The following is a 17,393-nucleotide window of genomic DNA, read 5'->3' on the forward strand; positions in this document are numbered from 1 at the left end:
AAGGGCGAGACCCAGGGCATCAAGACCTGGGACGACCTGTGCGGCAAGACCATCGCCGTACAGCAGGCCACCTTCTCCCTGGACCTGGCCAACGACCAGGCCAAGAAGTGCAAGAAGGACGGCAAGCCGGCCCTCAAGGTCGAGGACTTCCCGACCAACCCCGAGGCCGAGACCCGGATGCGCGGCGGCGGCGCCGACGTCGTCTCCGCGGACTTCCCGATCGCCGCGTACAGCGTGAAGAACTCGGGCGGCGGCAAGAACTTCGAGATCGTCGGCGACCAGGTCGAGGCCGGCCCGTACGGCATCGCCGTGGCCAAGGGCAACGACCAGCTGCGCGACGCCCTCAAGGCCGCGCTCGACGCCGTCATCAAGAGCGGCGAGTACGACAAGATCATCTCGAAGTGGGGCGTTGCGGACGGCGCCGTCAAGGAAGCCGCCATCAACGGCGGCAAGTGACCGGTTCCGGCACCCGCTGGTTTGAAAGGCAACACCCGTGACTGCTGACGTCAACAAGACGGACGGCCCGGGCGGCGCCCGCGGCGGCGGACCGGAGGTCATCAAGGCCATCCCGGTCCGCCACCCGCTGCGCTACGTCTCGGCCCTGATCGCGCTGGGCATCCTCGTCGCGATCGTCTACGCGTTCGCCCAGTCGGACAAAATCAACTGGGGCGCGCTGCCCGACTACTTCTTCAACGACCGCATCCTCGACGGTGTCGTCGAGACGATGAAGCTGACGATCCTCGCGATGGTCATCGGCGTCGTCCTCGGTGTCCTGCTCGCCGTGATGCGGCTGTCGAAGAACCCTGTGACCAGCAGCATCGCCTGGTTCTACATCTGGTTCTTCCGCGGCACCCCGGTCCTGGTCCAGCTGTTCGTCTGGTTCAACCTGGGCCTGGTCTTCGAGTACGTCAACCTCGGTCCGTTCTACAAGGACCAGTGGTCGGACTTCATGACGCCGATGCTGACGGCGCTGCTCGGCCTGGGCCTCAACGAGGCCGCGTACATGGCGGAGATCTGCCGCGCCGGTCTGCTCTCGGTCGACGAGGGCCAGACCGAGGCGTCGCACGCGCTCGGCATGAGCCACGCCAAGACCCTGCGCCGCATCGTGATCCCGCAGTCGATGCGGGTGATCGTGCCGCCGACGGGCAACGAGGTCATCAACATGCTGAAGACCACCTCGCTGGTCTCGGCGGTGCAGTACCTCGACCTGTTCCGGGTCACCCAGCAGATCGGTGAACGCTCGACGGCCACGGTCGAGATGTACTTCCTCGCCGCCGCCTGGTACCTGGTGATGACCTCGATCCTGTCCGTGGGTCAGTACTACGTGGAGCGCTACTACGCCAAGGGCTCCACACGCTCGCTCCCGCCGACGCCGGTCCAGCGCCTGAAGGCCGCTCTGATCCCGTCGCGCAATCTGTCGGGAGGTCTCCGATGACCGCGGTTCCCATGGTCAAGGCCGAGAACGTCCACAAGTCGTTCGGCAGCGTCGAGGTCCTCAAGGGCATCGACCTCGAGGTCGCGCCGCGTGAGGTGTTCTGCCTCATCGGCCCGTCCGGTTCGGGCAAGTCGACGTTCCTGCGGTGCATCAACCACCTGGAGCAGATCTCCGGCGGCCGGCTCTCGGTCGACGGCCAGCTGGTCGGCTACCGCGAGAAGAACGGCAAGCTGTACGAGCTCAAGGACAGCGAAGTCGCCCTGCAGCGCCGGGACATCGGCATGGTCTTCCAGCGCTTCAACCTGTTCCCGCACATGACGGCGCTCGAGAACGTCATGGAGGCTCCGGTCCAGGTCAAGCGCGAGTCGAAGGCCGTGGCGCGCGAGCGCGCCCAGCGGCTGCTCGACCGCGTGGGCCTGGCCGACAAGGCCGGGAACTACCCGTCCCAGCTCTCCGGCGGCCAGCAGCAGCGCGTCGCGATCGCCCGTGCGCTCGCGATGGAGCCCAAGCTGATGCTCTTCGACGAGCCCACCTCCGCGCTCGACCCGGAGCTGGTCGGTGACGTCCTCGACGTCATGCGGGGTCTCGCCGAGGACGGTATGACGATGATCGTCGTCACCCATGAGATGGGCTTCGCCCGCGAGGTCGGCGACTCCCTGGTCTTCATGGACGAGGGCGTGGTCGTCGAGGCGGGCAACCCCCGCGACGTACTGACGAATCCGCAGCACGAGCGGACGCAGTCCTTCCTGTCGAAGGTGCTGTAGCTCTTTCCAACCGACAGGGGCGGGACGGGATTTCCCGTACCGCCCCCGTCGCTTCCCGGGTCTTCGCCCCCGCGGCATCCGAACTCCGTTCGGATCTGCTCAAACGCCGCAGGGCTGAAATCCGCTACTTGAGCGCAAGGACCAGCGCGTCCGCCGGCGAGGCCCACACCGTGCGGGCCTCGGCGAAGCCCATGTCCCGCAGTGTGCGGGCGTGCCAGTCGGCCGAGGGCATGTCGCCGTCCGCATGGTCGCCGTAGATCTCGAAGCGCTCGGCCGTCGGGGCGGCGAGGACCGGATCGGCGGCGGCGAGCTGCCACCACTCCTTCCAGTCGAGGACGCCCTCGGACTTGACCTGCCGAGCACGCGCGTTGCGGTGCGCGCTCTCCGCGGCGTTGATCCTCGGGGTCGCCGGGTCGGGCATGTGGTCGGCGTTCATGAAGACCCCGCCCGCGCGGACCAGATCCGCGATCTGCCCGTACAGGACGGCGAGTTCGGGGCTGTGCAGCCAGTGCAGGGCGGTCGCGGTGAGCACGGCGTCATAGCTGTCGTACGGGAGCTTCGCGGCCCAGTGCGGATCCTTGAGGTCCGCCCGTACGAAGGTGACGCGGCCGTCGCCCGCGAAGGTGCCCTCGGCGATGGTGAGCAGCGCCGGGTCCAGGTCCACGCCGGTGCTCTCCGCCTCGGGGAACCTCTTGAGGAGCCGGTCCGTAATACTCCCCGTACCGCATGCCAGATCCAGCACCCGCGCCTTCGGACCGACCAGGGCCTCCACCATGTCGAGCATGACCGAGAACCGCTCCTCGCGGTCCGGCAGGTACCACTGCTGCTGCCGGTCCCAGCTGTCCTGCCAGGCACGCCAGTCCGTGGTGGCGTGGGTGTCCGTCATGGTGCCCCTCCGTACGTCCGCCATGGTTCCCCTCCGTACGTAATACCCTGTACGTAAGCCCCCGAGCAGGGCTCCGCCCATTACTTCCGTACGACGAAGATAGACCGCATCCGTAAGGACTACAAGTGGAACTGACCTATTACGCGGACTACGCAGTGCGTCTCGTCAACAGCGAGGAGCCGGCCCGCGGCAAGGACGCGCTGACCAGCGTCGAGGCGGTCCGCGCGCTGTTCGGCGGCAATCAGTCGGCGGCGCGGCGCGCGACGGACGCGGACGTCACACGCTTCCGTTCGGTGCGGGGGCGGCTGCGCGCGGTCTTCGAAGCGGCCGACAGCGGGGACCAGACGCTCGCGGTCGACCTCCTGAACTCCCTGCTCCTGGAGTTCCCTGTGAGCCCGCAGATCTCCGGGCACGACCACCGCGACGACCAGGACAACCCGCTGTGGCACATGCATCTCGCCGATCACCCGTCGAACGCGACCGCGGGCTATGCGGCGATCGCCTCGATGGGGCTCGCCTTCCACCTCACCGAGCACGGCGTCGACCGCCTCGGCCTGTGCGAGGCGGCGCCCTGCCGCAACGCCTATCTCGACACCTCGACCAACCGCTCGCGCCGCTACTGCTCGGACCGCTGCGCGACCCGCGCCAATGTCGCGGCCTACCGGGCCCGCAAGCGCGAGGAGGCGGCGGCCCGCACGGACCGGGACGCGAAGACGGGACGCACCGCCGAGTAGAGCCAAAGGAGCAGCCGCCGGCCCTCGGCCCGCGGCCGGTAGCGCCCGAGCACCTTGGCGAGCACCAGCTCCTCGGGCACAGTCCCGTAATCCGTACTGTCCCCGCCGGCGAAGGAGTTGTCCCCGAGCACCCACCAGCCGCTCTCACGCCGTTCGACGGCACGCTTGACGACCAGCAGGTCCTGCTGGAACGGATGCCGGAGTACCACCACGTCACCGGGCCGGATGCGCACCCCGTACCGGATGAGCAGCTGGTCGCCGTGGTGCAGCGTGGGGACCATCGACGGCCCGTGCACCTCGGCGATCCCGAAGGGCACTCTGCCCTCGCCCACTCGCACCGACTCCCGCATCAGGCACCTCCCGCCAGCCGTGTCGCCGCCCACCTATCAGTGTGCAGTGGGATCGTCCACGGGTCCCAGGGTCACCCTGGACTTTTGACCTAAGCCGCCGGGGGCACCCGCGAATCTCACCTTCCCAGGGAGTAATCTCCCACTTGAGAAGACGATCACGAGGAAGGACAGCTACATGCTCTCCCGCCTGTTTGCCCCCAAGGTGAAGGTCAGCGCCCACTGCGACCTGCCCTGCGGTGTGTACGACCCCGCCCAGGCCCGTATCGAGGCGGAGTCCGTCAAGGCCGTCCAGGAGAAGATGGCGGCGAACGACGACGCCCACTTCCAGGCTCGCGCCGTTGTCATCAAGGAGCAGCGCGCCGAGCTCGCCAAGCACCACGTGTCGGTGCTGTGGAGCGACTACTTCAAGCCCCCGCACTTCGAGAAGTACCCGGAGCTGCACCAGCTGGTGAACGACACCCTCAAGGCCCTCTCGGCCGCGAAGGCGTCGACCGACCCGGCCACGGGCCAGAAGGCGCTGGACTACATCGCCCAGATCGACAAGATCTTCTGGGAGACCAAGAAGGCCTGATCCCAGGCCTGTTCGCCATGGTCTGCGATCGGTGCACCATCGCAGGTCGGCGGATGCACGATGCACGTGAGGGACCCGGCCGCGTCATGCGGCCTGGTCCCTTGCGTCACGGGTCCGCGTCAGGCCGGTGCTGCCCGGACCACCGAGCGCAGCAGCGCCCAGTTCTCCGGGGCCGCGCCGCCCGGGTAGGCGTACCGGCGGCGGGTGTACGCGTAGGCGTAGCCCTGACGGGGGTCGGCGAAGGCGAGGGAGCCCGACGCGCCGCTGTGGCCGAAGGCACCGGCTCCGACGGAGGCGAAGTGGTGGCCGATGCTGCTGAACCCCAGGCCGAACGACTTCGGTGAGTCGCTCACCAGGTCGGTGCCCGAGGAGTGGATCCGGGCGAACTCCGCCGCGGTGCCGGGCTTCAGAAGCGGTGCGCCCGAGCCCAGGCCGAACGCCGCCGCGGCGTACATGCCGGCCAGACCGCGCGCGGATCCCACACCGCCCACCGACGCCTGGCCCTTCGCGCGGACGAGGCGGGAGTTGGGGAAGTCGTACAGCTCGGCATGGCCGGGCGCGTGCTGGTTGTAGGCGATGCCGGCCAGGCTGTACGGGCTGTGCGCCTCGGCGTCGGCCTCGGCCCGCTGCTCCGGCGTCAGGAGCATCGGCAGGGTGGTGAGGTAGCGCGGCTCCTCGGACTCGGGCAGGCCCAGCCACAGGTCCAGGTCGTACGGGGCGCGAATCCGTTCCTCGTACCACTCCTGCAGGGTGCGCCCGGTCACGCGGAACACCACCTCTCCGACGAGTGCCCCGATCACGAAGCCGTGGTAACCGAAGAACCGGCCCGGCTGCCAGAAGGGGCGCTGCCCGGCCAACAGGGCCGCGATCGCCCGGTCGTCGGCCAGCTCCTGCGGGGTGAAGCCGGCGTCCAGACCGATCAACCCGGCCCGGTGGGACAGGAGTTCCCGCAGGGTGATCGCGCCCTTGCCCTCGGCCGCGAAGTCCGGCCAGTACGAGGCGACGGTGCGGTCCAGCTCGAGTACGCCGTCCTGGACCAGGAGGGCCGTCACCAGATACGCCGCGCCCTTGGTGGACGAGAAGACACCGAGCAGCGACTCCGCGCCGACCGAGTCCGACCACAGGTCCACCACACGCTCACCGCCCCGGTGGACCGCCAACTGGGCGCCCGGGTCGTGCTCCTCGTCCTCGAGGAAGGCGCTGAACGCCTCCCGTACGCCCTCGAAACCGGCGGCCACCGTGCCGTGGACTGCCATACACCCTCCCGGGCTGCCGTGCCGATCTTGCGTCCGCGGTGCCCATTCGACCCGTCCCCCTGCCCTTGGGCAAGCCTTTCCCGGACAGTGATCGCGAGGAGACCGCGTACCGCCCGGGGCTCGCGGATGCGCGCACGGCCATGGACCGGGGCCGGACCGGTCGGGGAGCATGGCGCGCATGGCGACCTGGAGCATCAGCGCGGAGCCCGTCACCGGTGCCGGGATCGACGAGGTGATGCGGGAGTACTTCACCGAGATGGGGCAGCGGGTCCTCGGCCGGGCGGTCAGTGCGGCCGAGATACAGGCCGTCATCGCCCGCGATCCGCACCGCGATCTCGCCCCGCCCGACGGGGAGTTCCTGGTGGCGCGGGGCGGCGAGGGCGAGCTCCTGGGCTGTGTGGGGGTGCGGCTGCTCCCGGTCAGCCCGGGCACGGCCGAGCTCAAGCGGATGTACGTACGTCCGGCCGGACGGGGAGCGGGTCTGGGCCGCGGGCTCCTGGGCGCCGTCGAGGAGGCCGCCGTGAAACTCGGCGCCACCCTGATGGTCTGCGAGACCAACACCCAGCTGACCGAGGCCCGGACGCTGTACCTGCGCAACGGTTACGAGGAGACGGCGCCCTACGTGGGCCACGGCCGCGCGGACCACTGGTTCGCCAAGGCCTTGGCCTGACCGGCCCTGTCGCTCACCGCTCCGTCTCCTCACACCCACCCACCGCTCCGTCGACTCACAGCCGCCCGCTCACCGCTCCGTCGGCTCGGACACACCCGCTCACCGCTCCGTCGGCTCACAACCGCCCGCTCACCGCTCCGTCGGCTCGGACACACCCGCTCACTGGTCCCGGCGCCGTACCGCCACCATCGCGACCACCACGGCCGCCACGGCCCATCCCGCGTACACGCTCCATGCGCCGGCCGTCGTCCAGGGAAACTCCCCCGCCGTGTAACCGGGATCGGCGAGCCGCATCCATGCCTGGTACGGCGTCGCATGGCCGAGGAGCGCCGACAAATAGCGGCCGTCGGTGAGGAACATCGGGAGGATCAGCAGGACCGTCAACGTCGCGATCATCGTGGACGCCGTCTGCCTGATCAGGGCGCCGAGCGCGAAGCCCGCGAGCGCGCAGACCGGGGCCGACAGCGCCGAGCCGAGCAGGACTTGCAGCGCCCCCGGATGGCCGATGTCGATACCCGCCTCGCGCGCGCCGAGGATCGCCTGCGTACCGAAGAAGGATGCGGTCGCGAGCAGCAGACCGAAGACCGTCGAGACCGCCGCGAGCACCGCGGCCTTCGCGGCGAGGACCGCACCACGGGCCGGGACGGCCGAGAAGGTCGTGCGGATGGTGCCGGTGCTGTACTCACCGACCACGGTGAGCGCCCCGATCGCACCGAGGGCGAGCATCATCACCACGGCGGCGTTGGAACTGAAGGCGTGCTGCAGCGGGATGCCGTCCTGGATGAACTGCGCGCGGTCGGCCGCAGTCCGCGCGGTCCAGTAGGTGTACGTGTCGTAGGCCACGCCCAGGTTGAACCCGAGGACGGCCAGCGCCGTCACCCCGTAGGCGATCGGAGTGGAGCGCAGCGAGCGGGTCTTGATCCACTCGGCGGCGGTCAGATCCCTGAAGCGGGGCCGGAATTCGGTGGCCGGGGGCACCGTGTTCAGAGAAGCGAGGGCGGTCATCGGGTCTCTCCTGCCAGGTGCCGGGCGCTGGACGCGTGCGTGAGCGCATCCATGGCGCCGTACTCGACGCTGTCCGCTGTCAGTTCCATGAACGCCCGCTCCAACGAGGCGTTCTCCGTGGCCAGGTGGTGCAACAGGATGCGGTGGTCGAGCGCGATGCGGGCGACCTCGGGAGCCGTCACCCCGGTGATCTCCAGCCTCTCCCCGTACGAGGTGACGGCGGCGTCCGCCGCGGTCAGCAGGCCGATGAGCTCGGCGGCCTGCGGGGTACGGACCGTGACATGGGCCCGGGTGCCGCGGGCCGCGAAGTCCGTGAGCGGCTCAGCGGCGATGAGTGCGCCGCGGCCGATCACGACCAGGTCGTCGGCCGTGTGCTCCATCTCGGACATCAGATGGCTGGAGACGAAGACCGTACGGCCCTCGTCGGCGAGGCGCCGGAACAAACCGCGCACCCAGCGGACACCCTCCGGGTCCAGCCCGTTGAGCGGTTCGTCGAACAGCAGCACCGGCGGATCGCCGAGCAGGGCGGACGCGATGCCCAGACGCTGCTTCATCCCGAGCGAGTAGCCACCGATCCGCCGCCGGGCGGCGTCCGTGAGCCCGACCTCCGCGAGCACCTCGTCGACGCGGCGGCGCGGGATCCGGTTGGACCGCGCGAGCGCCTCGAGCTGCGCACGGCCGCTGCGGCCGCCGTGGACGTCGTGGGCGTCGAGCAGCGAACCGACGTGCCGCAGTCCGCGCGGCCGGTCGGCGAAGGGCGTGCCGTCGACGGTCACCGTGCCGCTCGTCGGGGCGTGCAGCCCGAGGATCATGCGCAAGGTGGTCGACTTGCCGGCCCCGTTCGGACCGAGGAAGCCGGTCACGCGGCCGGGCCTGACGGTGAACGTCAGGTCGTGGACGGCGGTCTTGCCGCCGTATCGCTTGGTGAGTTCGCTGACCTCGATCATGGGGACCACGGTGCCGGGTCGAAGGCCCGCCGGTCGTCCGGCTGCCGGTGACAATCGAGGGTCCGGATGTCACCCCAGGTTGTACAGCCCCGGCCCGATGCCCCGCCGACGATCATGTCGCTACGCTCACGGGATGCACCCGACCTCTGCCCCCACCGCACCGCTCTTGCGGCGGATCCGCCCGGAGATATGGGCCGTGGTCCTCTGGTTCGCGACGCTGGGATTCGGGCTGCTCACCTTCTTCCCGCTGCCCGGAGAAGCCGTCATCGACGGCGAGCCGCGGCTCGTCTTCTCGCCCGGCCCTCTCGGCTGGACGCTGCTCGCGGTCATGGCGTGCGCGGTCACCTCGGGCGCCCGCCTGCTGCGCGGCCGGCCGCTGTTCGGATACGCGCTGTTCCTGCTCGGCCCGGCAGGAGCGGCCGGATTGCTCGGCATGAACGAGTTCGATCTGGTGTCGTTCCTCGCACCGGCCTTCGCGTTGTACCTGGTCGCGCGCATCCACCCCCGCCGCAGCAGCGTCATCGCGGCGGCCTTCGCGCTGGCCGTGCTGTTCTTCCCCTTCGGCGTCCGTGTGGCGACACGCGGCAACGTCGAAACGGCCCAGCTGCTCTCCGTCGCCCTTCTCGTGCTCGTCGCCTGGGTCGTCGGCGACTCCCACCACCAGGCCCGCGCCCACGCCGCCGCCCTCCAGACGCAGGCCGCCGCACAGGCCGTGACCGCCGAACGCCTGCGCATCGCCCGCGAGATGCACGACACGGTGGCGCACAGCATCGGCATCATCGCGCTCCAGGCGGGCGCGGCCGCACGCGTGGTGCACACCCAGCCGGACCGGGCGAGTGAGGCGATGCGCACCGTGGAGGAGGCGGGCCGCGAGACCCTGGCGGGTCTGCGCCGGATGCTGGGCGCCCTGCGCGAGCCCGAACTGTCCCCCAGCCTCTCGGCTCCGCTCGACCAGGGGGTACCCCCACCTTTGCAGGGCCTGTCGGACCTCGACCGCCTGGCCGAGTCGACCTCGGCGGCGGGCGTGCGCACTGACGTGACCTGGCAAGGTGCCCGTCGCCCGCTGCCGCCGGACATCGATCTGGCCGCGTACCGCCTCGTCCAGGAGGCCGTCACCAATGTCGTACGGCATGCGAAGACGCAGGCTTGTGAGGTGCGTGTGGAGTACGGAAACGGCGAACTCGCCCTGGAGATCACCGATCGCGGCCGGGGGCCCGGCGGCCCCGGCGGAGGGTTCGGGCTCATGGGGATGCGCGAGCGGGTGGCGCTCCTGAACGGGGAGTTCAGCGCGGGGGCCCGCACGGGCGGCGGTTTCCGGGTCGCGGCCCGGCTGCCCCTGCCCGGGGCGGCGGCGTGATCCGGGTCGCGCTGGTCGACGACCAGCCACTGGTGCGCGCCGCGCTGCAGATGGTGATCACGGACGCGGCGGATCTGGAGCTGGTAGGCGAGGCCGGCAACGGCGCGGAGGCGGTCAAGCTCGCCGTGGACGCCGCCCCCGACGTGATCGTCATGGACATCCGTATGCCGGTGATGGACGGCATCGAAGCCACCCGGCAGATCGTGGCGGGCCCGTCCGCGGCGCAGATCATCGTCCTGACGACCTTCGACGACGATGGGTACGTGTACGGCGCGCTGCGGGCCGGGGCGGCCGGCTTCCTGGTGAAGGACATGGCCCTGGAGCAGATCCTCGACGCGGTACGGGTGGTGGCGTCCGGTGACGCGCTGCTCGCCCCGGCCGTCACGCGCCGGCTGATCACGGACTTCGCGGCGGCGGGCCCCAAGAGCGCACCGGTGGGCGAACAGGCCGCCGCCGTACGCCGGTTGAACGCCATCACGGACCGCGAACGCGAGGTCCTCACCCTGATCGGCTCGGGCCTGACGAACACGGAGATCGCCGAGGAACTGACCCTCTCCCCCGCCACGGCGAAGACTTACGTGACCCGCCTGCTGTCCAAACTGGACGCCCGCGACCGCGTACAGCTGGTGATCCTGGCCTATGAGGCGGGGCTTGTGGGTCCCTCGGTCTGAGCCGCGTCCGCCAGCAGCTCCGCGAGCCGGCCGGCCGCGAACGGCACGAGGTCCGCAACGGGGAGCAGCCGGCACTCGGCCGCGCCGACCGTGACCGGTGCGATGCCCGCGTGGGCCTCGAACTCCGCGCCCACCTGGGGAAAGAACCGGCCATTGTCATTGCCGACGTCCGTCGTCTCCACCCACACCCGTTCGCCGTCGACGGCCATCGGGAAGCGGCGGACCTTCAGCCGTGGCGCGGGCGTCAGGGACTCCGCGTAGTGCAGGAAGGTGTTGCGGTCGTGCCCGACGCCGACCAGGAGGATGTGTCCGCCCAGGTCGTGCAGCCGGCCGAACGGCGAGGTGCGTCCTACGGCGAAGCCGAGGGACTGGTCGCGGACGATCTCGTGCGCCCGGTAGCGCACGCACCACTTCGGCGACGGCGCCCATCTCGGTCGTCTCCAGGCCCGGGTGGAACAGCGGCACCGCGGCACGCCGCGCGGCGGCCTCGGGTCCGGGCACCCCCGACAGCTCGGGGCAGGGGTCGGCGACCTGCCAGGTGAAGGCCGGTGTCACCAGCGTCCCGGTCGGTCCGAGCACCCGGCGCAGACTCTCCACCACGGCCGGGCCACCGCCCTCGACCGTCCCGAGGCTGGACAGCGACGCGTGCACGATCACGTGCATGCCCTCGTCCAGACCGGTCTTGCGCCAGCCGTCGGCGAGATGGTCGGTGGTCAGCGTCGTGCCCATGGTGTTCCGTTTCCTTGCCGTGGGCCGGAAGGGCCCGGCTGCCCGAAGATAACCCGGCACCACGACAGACCGGAAGATCGAATTCCGTTCCACCGGACCTGCGCAGCCCCCCTGTGGCGCGGTCCAGGGCCGGAGATAACTTGAAGCGGCACAGCCGCACCCCGTCGCCCCAAAAACCCTGGACCCTCATGCCGCCCGCCAAGCCCCGCATCCTCTACGTCACCGACCTCGCCTACCCGGCCCGCGGGCGGCGCTACTGCGACGAGGACATCGCGCTGACGGCGCGGCTGCGCGAGCACTTCGACCTCGCGCTGTGCCATCCGCTGGACGCCACCGCCCTGGCGGACGGCTTCGACGCGGTCGTCGTGCGCAACAGCGGCCCGGTGCTCAACCACCTCGCCGAGCGGGAGGCGTTCGTGCACGCCACCCTCAGGAACGGCGTCCGCGTCTACAACACCCCGGACGGCCAGGGCGACATGGCCGGCAAGGACTACCTCGTCAACCTCACCGCCGAGGGCATGCCCGTGATCTTCACCGTCGACCGGGCCGAGGACGTCCGTCTGCTGCCGGCCGCGGACGCCTACATCGTCAAGCCGAAGCTGGGCGCCGACTCGCTGGGGCTGCGCACGGTCGCCCCCGACGAGCTCGCGACGCTCCCGTACGAGGAGGGGATCCTGGTCCAGCCGAAGATCCCGTTCCAGTACGAGGTGTCCTTCTACTTCATCGACGACCTCTTCCAGTACGCCCTGTACGCCCCCGACCCGGAGCGGCGGTGGGAGCTCGTGCCGTACGAACCCACCGCCGCCGACCTGGAGTTCGCCGGGAGCTTCATCGCCTGGAACACGCTGACCTCCGGCATCCAGCGCGTCGACGCCTGCCGCGCGCCCGACGGTGCGCTGCTCCTCGTGGAGCTGGAGGACCTCAATCCGTACCTCTCCCTCGACCGGGTCGACGAGGCCACACGGGAACGGTTCGCGACGACGATGACCGCGTCGGTCCGGAGCCTGCTCCGGGAGTACGGCGCGCACTGAACGCACGACCTGCTCGTTGCATGGTCCGCCGCTCGAACGGAACGGCTCCGTCAGGCCGTAGCCGCCCGGAACACCGCCTCGCCCAGGCGCAGGTTCTCCGGCGCGGCGCCTCCCGGGAACGCCCACAGCCGCCGTGCGTACGCATAGATGAGCCCGGTCGACGGGTCCGCCCAGGCCTCCGCGCCCGCGGCGCCGCAGTGGCCGAAGGCGTCGGCGCCCAGGTACGGGTAGCGGACCTGCTGCGCCTCGAAGCCGACGAGGAAGTGCCGGTCCTCGCCGGTGACGACATCGGCGCCTTCCGTCCCGGTCCCGGTGAACTGCTCGAGCGTCTGCGGCTTGAGGAGCGCGGGCCCGCCGCCGAGTCCGGTCAGCGCGGCCGCGTACATGCCGGCCACGCCCCGCGCGTTGCCGATTCCGCCGGCCGACGCGGGGCCCTTGGCGCGCACCACGGGCGAGTTGCCGTAGACCGTGATGTCGGGCGTGCCGTCGATGTTGAACGCGGTCCGCATCGCCTGCGGCGGCGCCGACCTGCCCAGCTCGGCGGCCTGTTCCGGGGTCGGCCGCATCGGCAGCACATCACGCGTACGGGCCGCGTCCTTCTCGGGCAGGCCCAGGTGGAAGTCGAGATCGTACGGAGCCCGCAGCCGCTCCTCGTAGATCTCCTGCACGGTGCGCCCGGTGGCGCGGCGCACCACTTCGCCGACCAGCGCGCCGATCACCAGCGCGTGATAGCCGTACGCCGTGCCGGGCTGCCACAGCGGGCGCTGCCCGGCGAGACGGGCGGCGAGCGCCTGGTCGTCGGCGAGCTCCTCGACGCTCGCTCCGCCCGGGACGCCGATCACGCCGGAGCGGTGCTGGAGCAGTCCCCGCAGGGTGAGCGCACCCTTGCCCTCGGCGGCGAACTCCGGCCAGTAGTGGGCGACTTCGCGGTCCAGGTCGAGCACACCGTCCTGGACGAGCAGCGCGGTGACCAGATAGGCCGCACCCTTGGTCACCGAGTACAGCGGCGCGAGCTCGTCCCCGGTCTCCCCCGCGTCCGTCGCGGCCCACAGGTCGACCACGCGCCGCCCGCCGTGGTGGACGACGAGCTGGGCGCCGGTGTCGGCGGGCTCACGTGCCACGACGGCGGCGAACTCCTCCCGTACAGCCTCGAATCCCGCCGCGACCTCGCCCGCCACATGAGCCCGAGCCGTGTCCGCCATGTCTCCCCCTCGCTTCGTCCGCTTCGTTTCGTACGGGGTCAACTGGGCGCACGGCCTGGACATTCCCCGTCCTGTCACTCACAAGGCGCCGGCACCTTGCGCGCGGCGCCCCTCCTCTCGTACGCGAGAGGAGGGACTCAGGAGGGACTCCCTGTAACCGCGGGGAACCCCCGCACGTCCCACGGCCCGTCCCTACACTCCTGCACCATGCCGACACCGATACCCCAGCCGTCCCCGGACGCCCTTGTGGTGCGGACCACCAACAGCGCGAGCCTTGCCGTGCCGATCGCGCTGGTGGTGATCGCCGTGGGGCTGCTCGGTGTGGCGGGTGCGGTGAGCGTGATCGTCGGCGAGCAGCGCAGGCCGCCGCCCGCCGCGGGCTATGTGGGCGTCGTCCTGATGCTCGGCTTCGTCGCGCTCGGCATGCTCGCGCTGATCGCCACGTACAAGGGGCGCAACGCCCGTGCGCTCTTCGACGGGACCGGCTTCTGGTGGGACGACGGCACGGCGCGCGCCCTGATCCCGTGGGACGGCCTGACCGGTGCGGCCGTGCACTGGAGCCGCCTCGGCCGCGGCACCAAGCTGTACTCCCTGGAGCTGTACCCGCGGGGCCCGGTCGACCGGGACGATCCGGTCCTTTGGCCACTCGTACGCTGGGGGCACCCCCACGCCCTTCAGGCACAGGGGGAGGACCCGCCCGGGCCCGATCTGCCGCGGGTGCGCTATCAGTTGCCGTTCCGGGCGGGGGCGCGCGATGCGGTGATGGCGGGGCTCCGGCAGCATGCGCCCGCGCTGTGGCTCGGTGAGCTCCGCCGGCCCGCGGGCCACATCGGGCGCCCGGACCGGCGGGGGCACAGGACGCGGATGCAGGCCCGGCAGGGGCAGGGGCAGGGTTAAGAGCTGAATCCGGCAGGGGCAGGGGCAGGGGCAGGGCTAAAGCCTGAATCCGGCAGGGGCAAGGGGCAGGGTTAAAGGCTGAATCCTGCAGAGGCAGCGCCTGGGAGGGGCCCTCAAGGCAGCAGGCGGGCGGCCCTGGCCCGCAGATAGCGCCTCTCGGGCCGGCTCAGCGTCCCTTCGGCGGCGGCTCCGTAGGCGGCCCGCGCGCCGTCCGGGTCACCGGACTTCTCCAGAAGGTGCGCCCGTACCGCATGAAAGCGGTAGTGCGACCCCAACACCTCGTCCAGAGCCGCGAGTTCACCGAGTCCGGCGTCGGGCCCGCGCACCATCGCCACCGCGACCACCCGCCCCAGCTGGGCCATCGGCTCGGGCGCCTGGCGGACGAGCAGGTCGTACAGGGCGAGGATCTGCGGCCAGTCCGTGTCCTCGGCCCGCTCCGCCTCGTCGTGCAACGCGGCGACGGCGGCCTGGAGCTGGTACGGCCCCGCGGGGCCCTGCGCGAGCGCTTCCTCGACCAGTTTCAGCCCTTCGACGATCGCCGGGCGGTCCCACAGCGAACGGTCCTGCTCGTCCAGCGGGATCAGTTCGCCGTGCGGTCCGCTGCGCGCCGGGGCGCGGGCGTCGGTGAGCAGCATCAGCGCGAGCAGTCCGGTGACGGCACCCTCGACGGGCAGCAGCCTGCGGACGGCTCGCGTGAGACGGATGGCCTCGCGGGCCAGGTCGGCGCGGTGCAGTGCGGTGCCGGAGGTCGCCGTATAGCCCTCGTTGAAGATGAGATAGAGGATCTTCAGGACGGCCGCAAGACGCTGATCACGGTCCTGCGGACCGGGCTGGCGGAAGGGCGCCCCTCGTATCGTCTTCTTCGCCCGGCTGATCCGCTGCGCCATCGTCGCCTCGGGCAGCAGATGCGCCCGCGCGATCTCGGCGGTGGTCAGACCGCCGACCGCGCGCAGGGTGAGCGCGATCTGCGCGGCGGGCGACAGCTCCGGGTGGCAGCACAGGAAGAGCAGGGTGAGCGTGTCGTCCTCGGACGGCGCCCGCGACTCACCGGGCGGCGGCGCGGTCCAGGAGTCCGCCGGCGCGAGCCGCGCGGCCTCCTCCTCGCGCCGGGCCCGCGCCTGCTCGCTGCGCAGCCGGTCGGTGAGCCGGCGCGAGGCGACCCGGATCAGCCAGCCGCGCGGATTGTTGGGCGTGCCCTCGTCGGGCCACTGCTCGGCCGCCGCGAGCAGCGCCTCCTGTACGGCGTCCTCGGCGAGGTCGAAGTGCCCGTACCGCCGCACGAGCGCGCCGAGGACCTGCGGCGCGTTGGTGCGCAGCAGGTCCTCGACTCCGCGCTCCCGACTCACACATCACCTTGGGCTTGGGGTTCGGGTGTCCCGGGGTTTCCGGGGTTTCCTATACGTCGCCCCCGGCACCGGAGTCGATCGGCCGAATGACCACCGGATAGAAGGGCGCGCCCTCGGGCTGCGGACATTCGGTGATCCGCTCGGCGATCGCGGTGACCCGCTCGACCGACTCGCAGTCGAGGATCCAGAAGCCCGCGAGCAGCTCCTTCGTCTCGCTGTACGGCCCGTCGGTGACGACCACCTTGCCGTCGGCACCGCGGAAGACGGAACGCTGCTGCGCGGGCGAGGTCAGACCCTGCCCGTCGACCATCTCGCCCGACTCCGCGAGGTCGTTGTTGAGATCGGTCATGAACGCGTACATGGCCTGCAGATCCTTCTCGCTCCAGGCCGGACTGTGCTCGTTCGCCTGCCCGCTCATGGCGTCGTAGTCGGCCTTCGAGCCCTGCACCATCACGAGGTACTTCATGAGAGTCACTCCTAGTTCCCGGCCGCCCTGTCCGGGCGGCTTGCACAGGAGACGTCGGAGCGGGCGGGTGCCTCTCGACAGCCCGCCCGCATCTTTTTCAAGATTTTTCTGCTACGTGTGGTTCTCGGGCTCGGCGGCGGGCCCGGCCTCGACCTCCGCTTCGGCCGGGTCGACACCGGCCGAGCAGCGAGGGTTGTGACAGGGACCGGCCGAGTAACTGGGCACATAGGCGCCGAGCACCTTGCGGGGCTTGACGACCGTATCCACCGGCTGCTTGCAGACCGGACACTCGTCGCCGTCGCGATGCGCGCCGATGCGGCCCGTATCGCCGAGAGCGCGAGCTGCGGCCGTGCGCTCATCTCGTCTGGCCATGTTTCCAAGGTATTCCTGGGCCGGGGGTACGGCCAGAGGCCGCGGTCCGCGCGCGTCGACTCGCACAAATATTCGAACACATGATGGAATCGGATCCGTGACAGGACACCTCTTCCCCGATGACCTTCTGCAGGCCCAGATCGACTGGTACGCGGCGTGCCGACGCCTGGCGACCGCGTCCGGCAAGGACTACACGGTGCTGCGCCGCCGTCTGATCACGCTGTCCCGCCAGATCGCCGCCCACCCGTACTGGGCCACGCCCAGGGGCGCCTCGCCGGCCGCCCGCATGGCGCTGAAGCAGGCCGCGTGGGACACGGCGACGTAAGACCCGGGAACCCCAAGATCCGCCCGGACGTTGACGGAACGGAAACCGCACCACGAGACAGGAGAAACACCATGGCAGGGTTCCTGGACCGAGCCAAAGAGCAGGCGCAGCGTGGTCTCACACAGGGCAAGCAGAAGATCGACGAGGTGCAGGGCCAGCGCGCGGGCGCGGACCTCCTGAAGAAGCTCGGTGCCGCTTACTACGCGGAGCGGCAGGGCACCGGCAGCCCCCAGGCCACGCAGCAGGCACTGCAGGCGGTCGAGGCGCACGTCGCGGCGAACGGTGACGCGTTCCTGCGCAGCTGACCCCCGCGCCCACCGACGGCCCGACGTGCCCGCGCACCGACGGCCCACCACACCCGCACAGTGACCGATTCAGC

The 17,393-nt window shown here is 70.8% G+C and carries 21 protein-coding genes and 1 pseudogene; 12 read left to right on the forward strand and 10 right to left on the reverse strand.

Translation table 11 applies throughout. From position 1 onward, the window contains the following. The 3 genes from JAO81_RS30395 to JAO81_RS30405 form a co-directional block, all read left to right on the forward strand. The coding region (locus JAO81_RS30395) for a transporter substrate-binding domain-containing protein (RefSeq protein ID WP_199551175.1) at positions 1-456 on the forward strand (456 nt) is incomplete at its 5' end. A 37-nt stretch (positions 457-493) separates the two neighbouring features. Then, the gene (locus tag JAO81_RS30400; protein ID WP_199551176.1) at positions 494-1,435 is read left to right on the forward strand and encodes an amino acid ABC transporter permease; all 942 of its coding nucleotides are present in this window, start codon (positions 494-496) and stop codon (positions 1,433-1,435) included. Beyond that, positions 1,432-2,199 carry an amino acid ABC transporter ATP-binding protein gene (locus JAO81_RS30405; RefSeq protein WP_307813865.1) on the forward strand — a complete coding sequence of 256 codons (768 nt, stop codon included), beginning with the start codon at positions 1,432-1,434 and terminating at the stop codon, positions 2,197-2,199. Before JAO81_RS30400 ends, JAO81_RS30405 begins: the two co-directional genes overlap by 4 nt. 124 nt (positions 2,200-2,323) lie before the next feature. Here JAO81_RS30405 and JAO81_RS30410 read toward each other — a convergent pair whose 3' ends face one another. Further along, positions 2,324-3,085 (reverse strand): trans-aconitate 2-methyltransferase, encoded by a 762-nt coding sequence (locus tag JAO81_RS30410; RefSeq protein WP_199551177.1) that lies wholly within the window; start codon positions 3,083-3,085, stop codon positions 2,324-2,326. 125 nt (positions 3,086-3,210) lie between these two features. Here JAO81_RS30410 and JAO81_RS30415 point away from each other — a divergent pair, with 125 nt between their 5' ends. Further along, positions 3,211-3,819 carry a CGNR zinc finger domain-containing protein gene (locus JAO81_RS30415; protein ID WP_165335084.1) on the forward strand — a complete coding sequence of 203 codons (609 nt, stop codon included), beginning with the start codon at positions 3,211-3,213 and terminating at the stop codon, positions 3,817-3,819. On the opposite strand, the gene sodX is transcribed toward JAO81_RS30415, so the two are convergent. After that, entirely contained in the window at positions 3,744-4,169 is a 426-nt protein-coding gene (gene sodX / locus JAO81_RS30420; RefSeq protein ID WP_199551178.1) for a nickel-type superoxide dismutase maturation protease, read from the reverse strand. The genes JAO81_RS30415 and sodX overlap by 76 nt on opposite strands. A gap of 175 nt (positions 4,170-4,344) precedes the next feature. Here sodX and sodN point away from each other — a divergent pair, with 175 nt between their 5' ends. After that, positions 4,345-4,740: a superoxide dismutase, Ni gene (gene sodN / locus JAO81_RS30425; protein WP_187811750.1), complete on the forward strand. Its 396-nt coding sequence runs from the start codon at positions 4,345-4,347 to the stop codon at positions 4,738-4,740. 119 nt (positions 4,741-4,859) lie between these two features. On the opposite strand, the gene JAO81_RS30430 is transcribed toward sodN, so the two are convergent. After that, positions 4,860-5,996: a serine hydrolase domain-containing protein gene (locus JAO81_RS30430; protein WP_199551179.1), complete on the reverse strand. Its 1,137-nt coding sequence runs from the start codon at positions 5,994-5,996 to the stop codon at positions 4,860-4,862. Between the two features lie 178 nt (positions 5,997-6,174). Here JAO81_RS30430 and JAO81_RS30435 point away from each other — a divergent pair, with 178 nt between their 5' ends. Then, on the forward strand, positions 6,175-6,666 hold the full coding sequence (locus JAO81_RS30435) for a GNAT family N-acetyltransferase (protein WP_199551180.1): 492 nt from the start codon (positions 6,175-6,177) through the stop codon (positions 6,664-6,666). 159 nt (positions 6,667-6,825) lie between these two features. Here JAO81_RS30435 and JAO81_RS30440 read toward each other — a convergent pair whose 3' ends face one another. Further along, positions 6,826-7,671, reverse strand: coding sequence for an ABC transporter permease subunit (locus JAO81_RS30440; RefSeq protein ID WP_199551181.1), 846 nt, complete (start codon positions 7,669-7,671; stop codon positions 6,826-6,828). Continuing rightward, entirely contained in the window at positions 7,668-8,618 is a 951-nt protein-coding gene (locus tag JAO81_RS30445; RefSeq protein WP_199551182.1) for an ABC transporter ATP-binding protein, read from the reverse strand. Before JAO81_RS30445 ends, JAO81_RS30440 begins: the two co-directional genes overlap by 4 nt. Positions 8,619-8,751: 133 nt before the next feature. On the opposite strand from JAO81_RS30445, the gene JAO81_RS30450 reads away from it, so the two are divergent. Both JAO81_RS30450 and JAO81_RS30455 read left to right on the forward strand, forming a co-directional pair. Then, positions 8,752-9,975 (forward strand): sensor histidine kinase, encoded by a 1,224-nt coding sequence (locus JAO81_RS30450; protein ID WP_199551183.1) that lies wholly within the window; start codon positions 8,752-8,754, stop codon positions 9,973-9,975. 50 nt (positions 9,976-10,025) lie between these two features. Further along, positions 10,026-10,646, forward strand: coding sequence for a response regulator transcription factor (locus JAO81_RS30455; protein ID WP_199551212.1), 621 nt, complete (start codon positions 10,026-10,028; stop codon positions 10,644-10,646). Here JAO81_RS30455 and JAO81_RS44095 read toward each other — a convergent pair. Next, positions 10,613-11,375 (reverse strand): annotated as a pseudogene (locus tag JAO81_RS44095) (aminoglycoside N(3)-acetyltransferase). The gene JAO81_RS30455 and the pseudogene JAO81_RS44095 sit on opposite strands and share 34 nt — an antisense overlap. Before the next feature lie 188 nt (positions 11,376-11,563). On the opposite strand from JAO81_RS44095, the gene JAO81_RS30465 reads away from it, so the two are divergent. Continuing rightward, positions 11,564-12,406 carry a hypothetical protein gene (locus JAO81_RS30465; RefSeq protein ID WP_199551185.1) on the forward strand — a complete coding sequence of 281 codons (843 nt, stop codon included), beginning with the start codon at positions 11,564-11,566 and terminating at the stop codon, positions 12,404-12,406. A 50-nt stretch (positions 12,407-12,456) separates the two neighbouring features. On the opposite strand, the gene JAO81_RS30470 is transcribed toward JAO81_RS30465, so the two are convergent. After that, entirely contained in the window at positions 12,457-13,608 is a 1,152-nt protein-coding gene (locus JAO81_RS30470) for a serine hydrolase (protein WP_199551186.1), read from the reverse strand. Between the two features lie 207 nt (positions 13,609-13,815). Here JAO81_RS30470 and JAO81_RS30475 point away from each other — a divergent pair, with 207 nt between their 5' ends. Further along, entirely contained in the window at positions 13,816-14,505 is a 690-nt protein-coding gene (locus JAO81_RS30475; protein WP_233416135.1) for a hypothetical protein, read from the forward strand. Positions 14,506-14,618: 113 nt separating this feature from the next. Here JAO81_RS30475 and JAO81_RS30480 read toward each other — a convergent pair whose 3' ends face one another. The 3 genes from JAO81_RS30480 to JAO81_RS30490 form a co-directional block, all read right to left on the reverse strand. Beyond that, entirely contained in the window at positions 14,619-15,851 is a 1,233-nt protein-coding gene (locus tag JAO81_RS30480; RefSeq protein WP_199551187.1) for an RNA polymerase sigma factor, read from the reverse strand. Positions 15,852-15,900: 49 nt separating this feature from the next. Further along, complete coding sequence (locus JAO81_RS30485) at positions 15,901-16,317, reverse strand: YciI family protein (RefSeq protein WP_199551188.1); 417 nt, start codon at positions 16,315-16,317, stop codon at positions 15,901-15,903. 111 nt (positions 16,318-16,428) lie between these two features. Further along, positions 16,429-16,689: a hypothetical protein gene (locus JAO81_RS30490; RefSeq protein WP_233416136.1), complete on the reverse strand. Its 261-nt coding sequence runs from the start codon at positions 16,687-16,689 to the stop codon at positions 16,429-16,431. Between the two features lie 97 nt (positions 16,690-16,786). Between JAO81_RS30490 and JAO81_RS30495 the strand changes: the two genes are divergently transcribed. Continuing rightward, a complete protein-coding gene (locus tag JAO81_RS30495) occupies positions 16,787-17,014 on the forward strand; it encodes a hypothetical protein (RefSeq protein ID WP_165335703.1) in 228 nt (75 codons plus the stop codon). Positions 17,015-17,085: 71 nt separating this feature from the next. Next, entirely contained in the window at positions 17,086-17,319 is a 234-nt protein-coding gene (locus JAO81_RS30500; protein WP_165335702.1) for a hypothetical protein, read from the forward strand. The last annotated feature ends 74 nt before the right edge of the window (positions 17,320-17,393 follow it).

It is taken from the genome of Streptomyces sp. N35, from assembly GCF_016464295.1.
Lineage (GTDB): Bacteria > Actinomycetota > Actinomycetes > Streptomycetales > Streptomycetaceae > Streptomyces.

Excerpts from the sequence above, each read along its gene's own strand:
- JAO81_RS30405 (WP_307813865.1), top strand. The coding sequence starts at position 1,432 with ATGACCGCGGTTCCCATGGTCAAGGCCGAGAACGTCCACAAGTCGTTC.
- JAO81_RS30410 (WP_199551177.1), bottom strand. The coding sequence starts at position 3,085 with ATGACGGACACCCACGCCACCACGGACTGGCGTGCCTGGCAGGACAGC.
- sodX (WP_199551178.1), bottom strand. The coding sequence starts at position 4,169 with ATGCGGGAGTCGGTGCGAGTGGGCGAGGGCAGAGTGCCCTTCGGGATC.
- sodN (WP_187811750.1), top strand. The coding sequence starts at position 4,345 with ATGCTCTCCCGCCTGTTTGCCCCCAAGGTGAAGGTCAGCGCCCACTGC.
- JAO81_RS30430 (WP_199551179.1), bottom strand. The coding sequence starts at position 5,996 with ATGGCAGTCCACGGCACGGTGGCCGCCGGTTTCGAGGGCGTACGGGAG.
- JAO81_RS30435 (WP_199551180.1), top strand. The coding sequence starts at position 6,175 with ATGGCGACCTGGAGCATCAGCGCGGAGCCCGTCACCGGTGCCGGGATC.
- JAO81_RS30440 (WP_199551181.1), bottom strand. The coding sequence starts at position 7,671 with ATGACCGCCCTCGCTTCTCTGAACACGGTGCCCCCGGCCACCGAATTC.
- JAO81_RS30445 (WP_199551182.1), bottom strand. The coding sequence starts at position 8,618 with ATGATCGAGGTCAGCGAACTCACCAAGCGATACGGCGGCAAGACCGCC.
- JAO81_RS30450 (WP_199551183.1), top strand. The coding sequence starts at position 8,752 with ATGCACCCGACCTCTGCCCCCACCGCACCGCTCTTGCGGCGGATCCGC.
- JAO81_RS30455 (WP_199551212.1), top strand. The coding sequence starts at position 10,026 with ATGGTGATCACGGACGCGGCGGATCTGGAGCTGGTAGGCGAGGCCGGC.
- JAO81_RS30465 (WP_199551185.1), top strand. The coding sequence starts at position 11,564 with ATGCCGCCCGCCAAGCCCCGCATCCTCTACGTCACCGACCTCGCCTAC.
- JAO81_RS30470 (WP_199551186.1), bottom strand. The coding sequence starts at position 13,608 with ATGGCGGACACGGCTCGGGCTCATGTGGCGGGCGAGGTCGCGGCGGGA.
- JAO81_RS30475 (WP_233416135.1), top strand. The coding sequence starts at position 13,816 with ATGCCGACACCGATACCCCAGCCGTCCCCGGACGCCCTTGTGGTGCGG.
- JAO81_RS30485 (WP_199551188.1), bottom strand. The coding sequence starts at position 16,317 with ATGAAGTACCTCGTGATGGTGCAGGGCTCGAAGGCCGACTACGACGCC.
- JAO81_RS30490 (WP_233416136.1), bottom strand. The coding sequence starts at position 16,689 with ATGGCCAGACGAGATGAGCGCACGGCCGCAGCTCGCGCTCTCGGCGAT.
- JAO81_RS30500 (WP_165335702.1), top strand. The coding sequence starts at position 17,086 with ATGGCAGGGTTCCTGGACCGAGCCAAAGAGCAGGCGCAGCGTGGTCTC.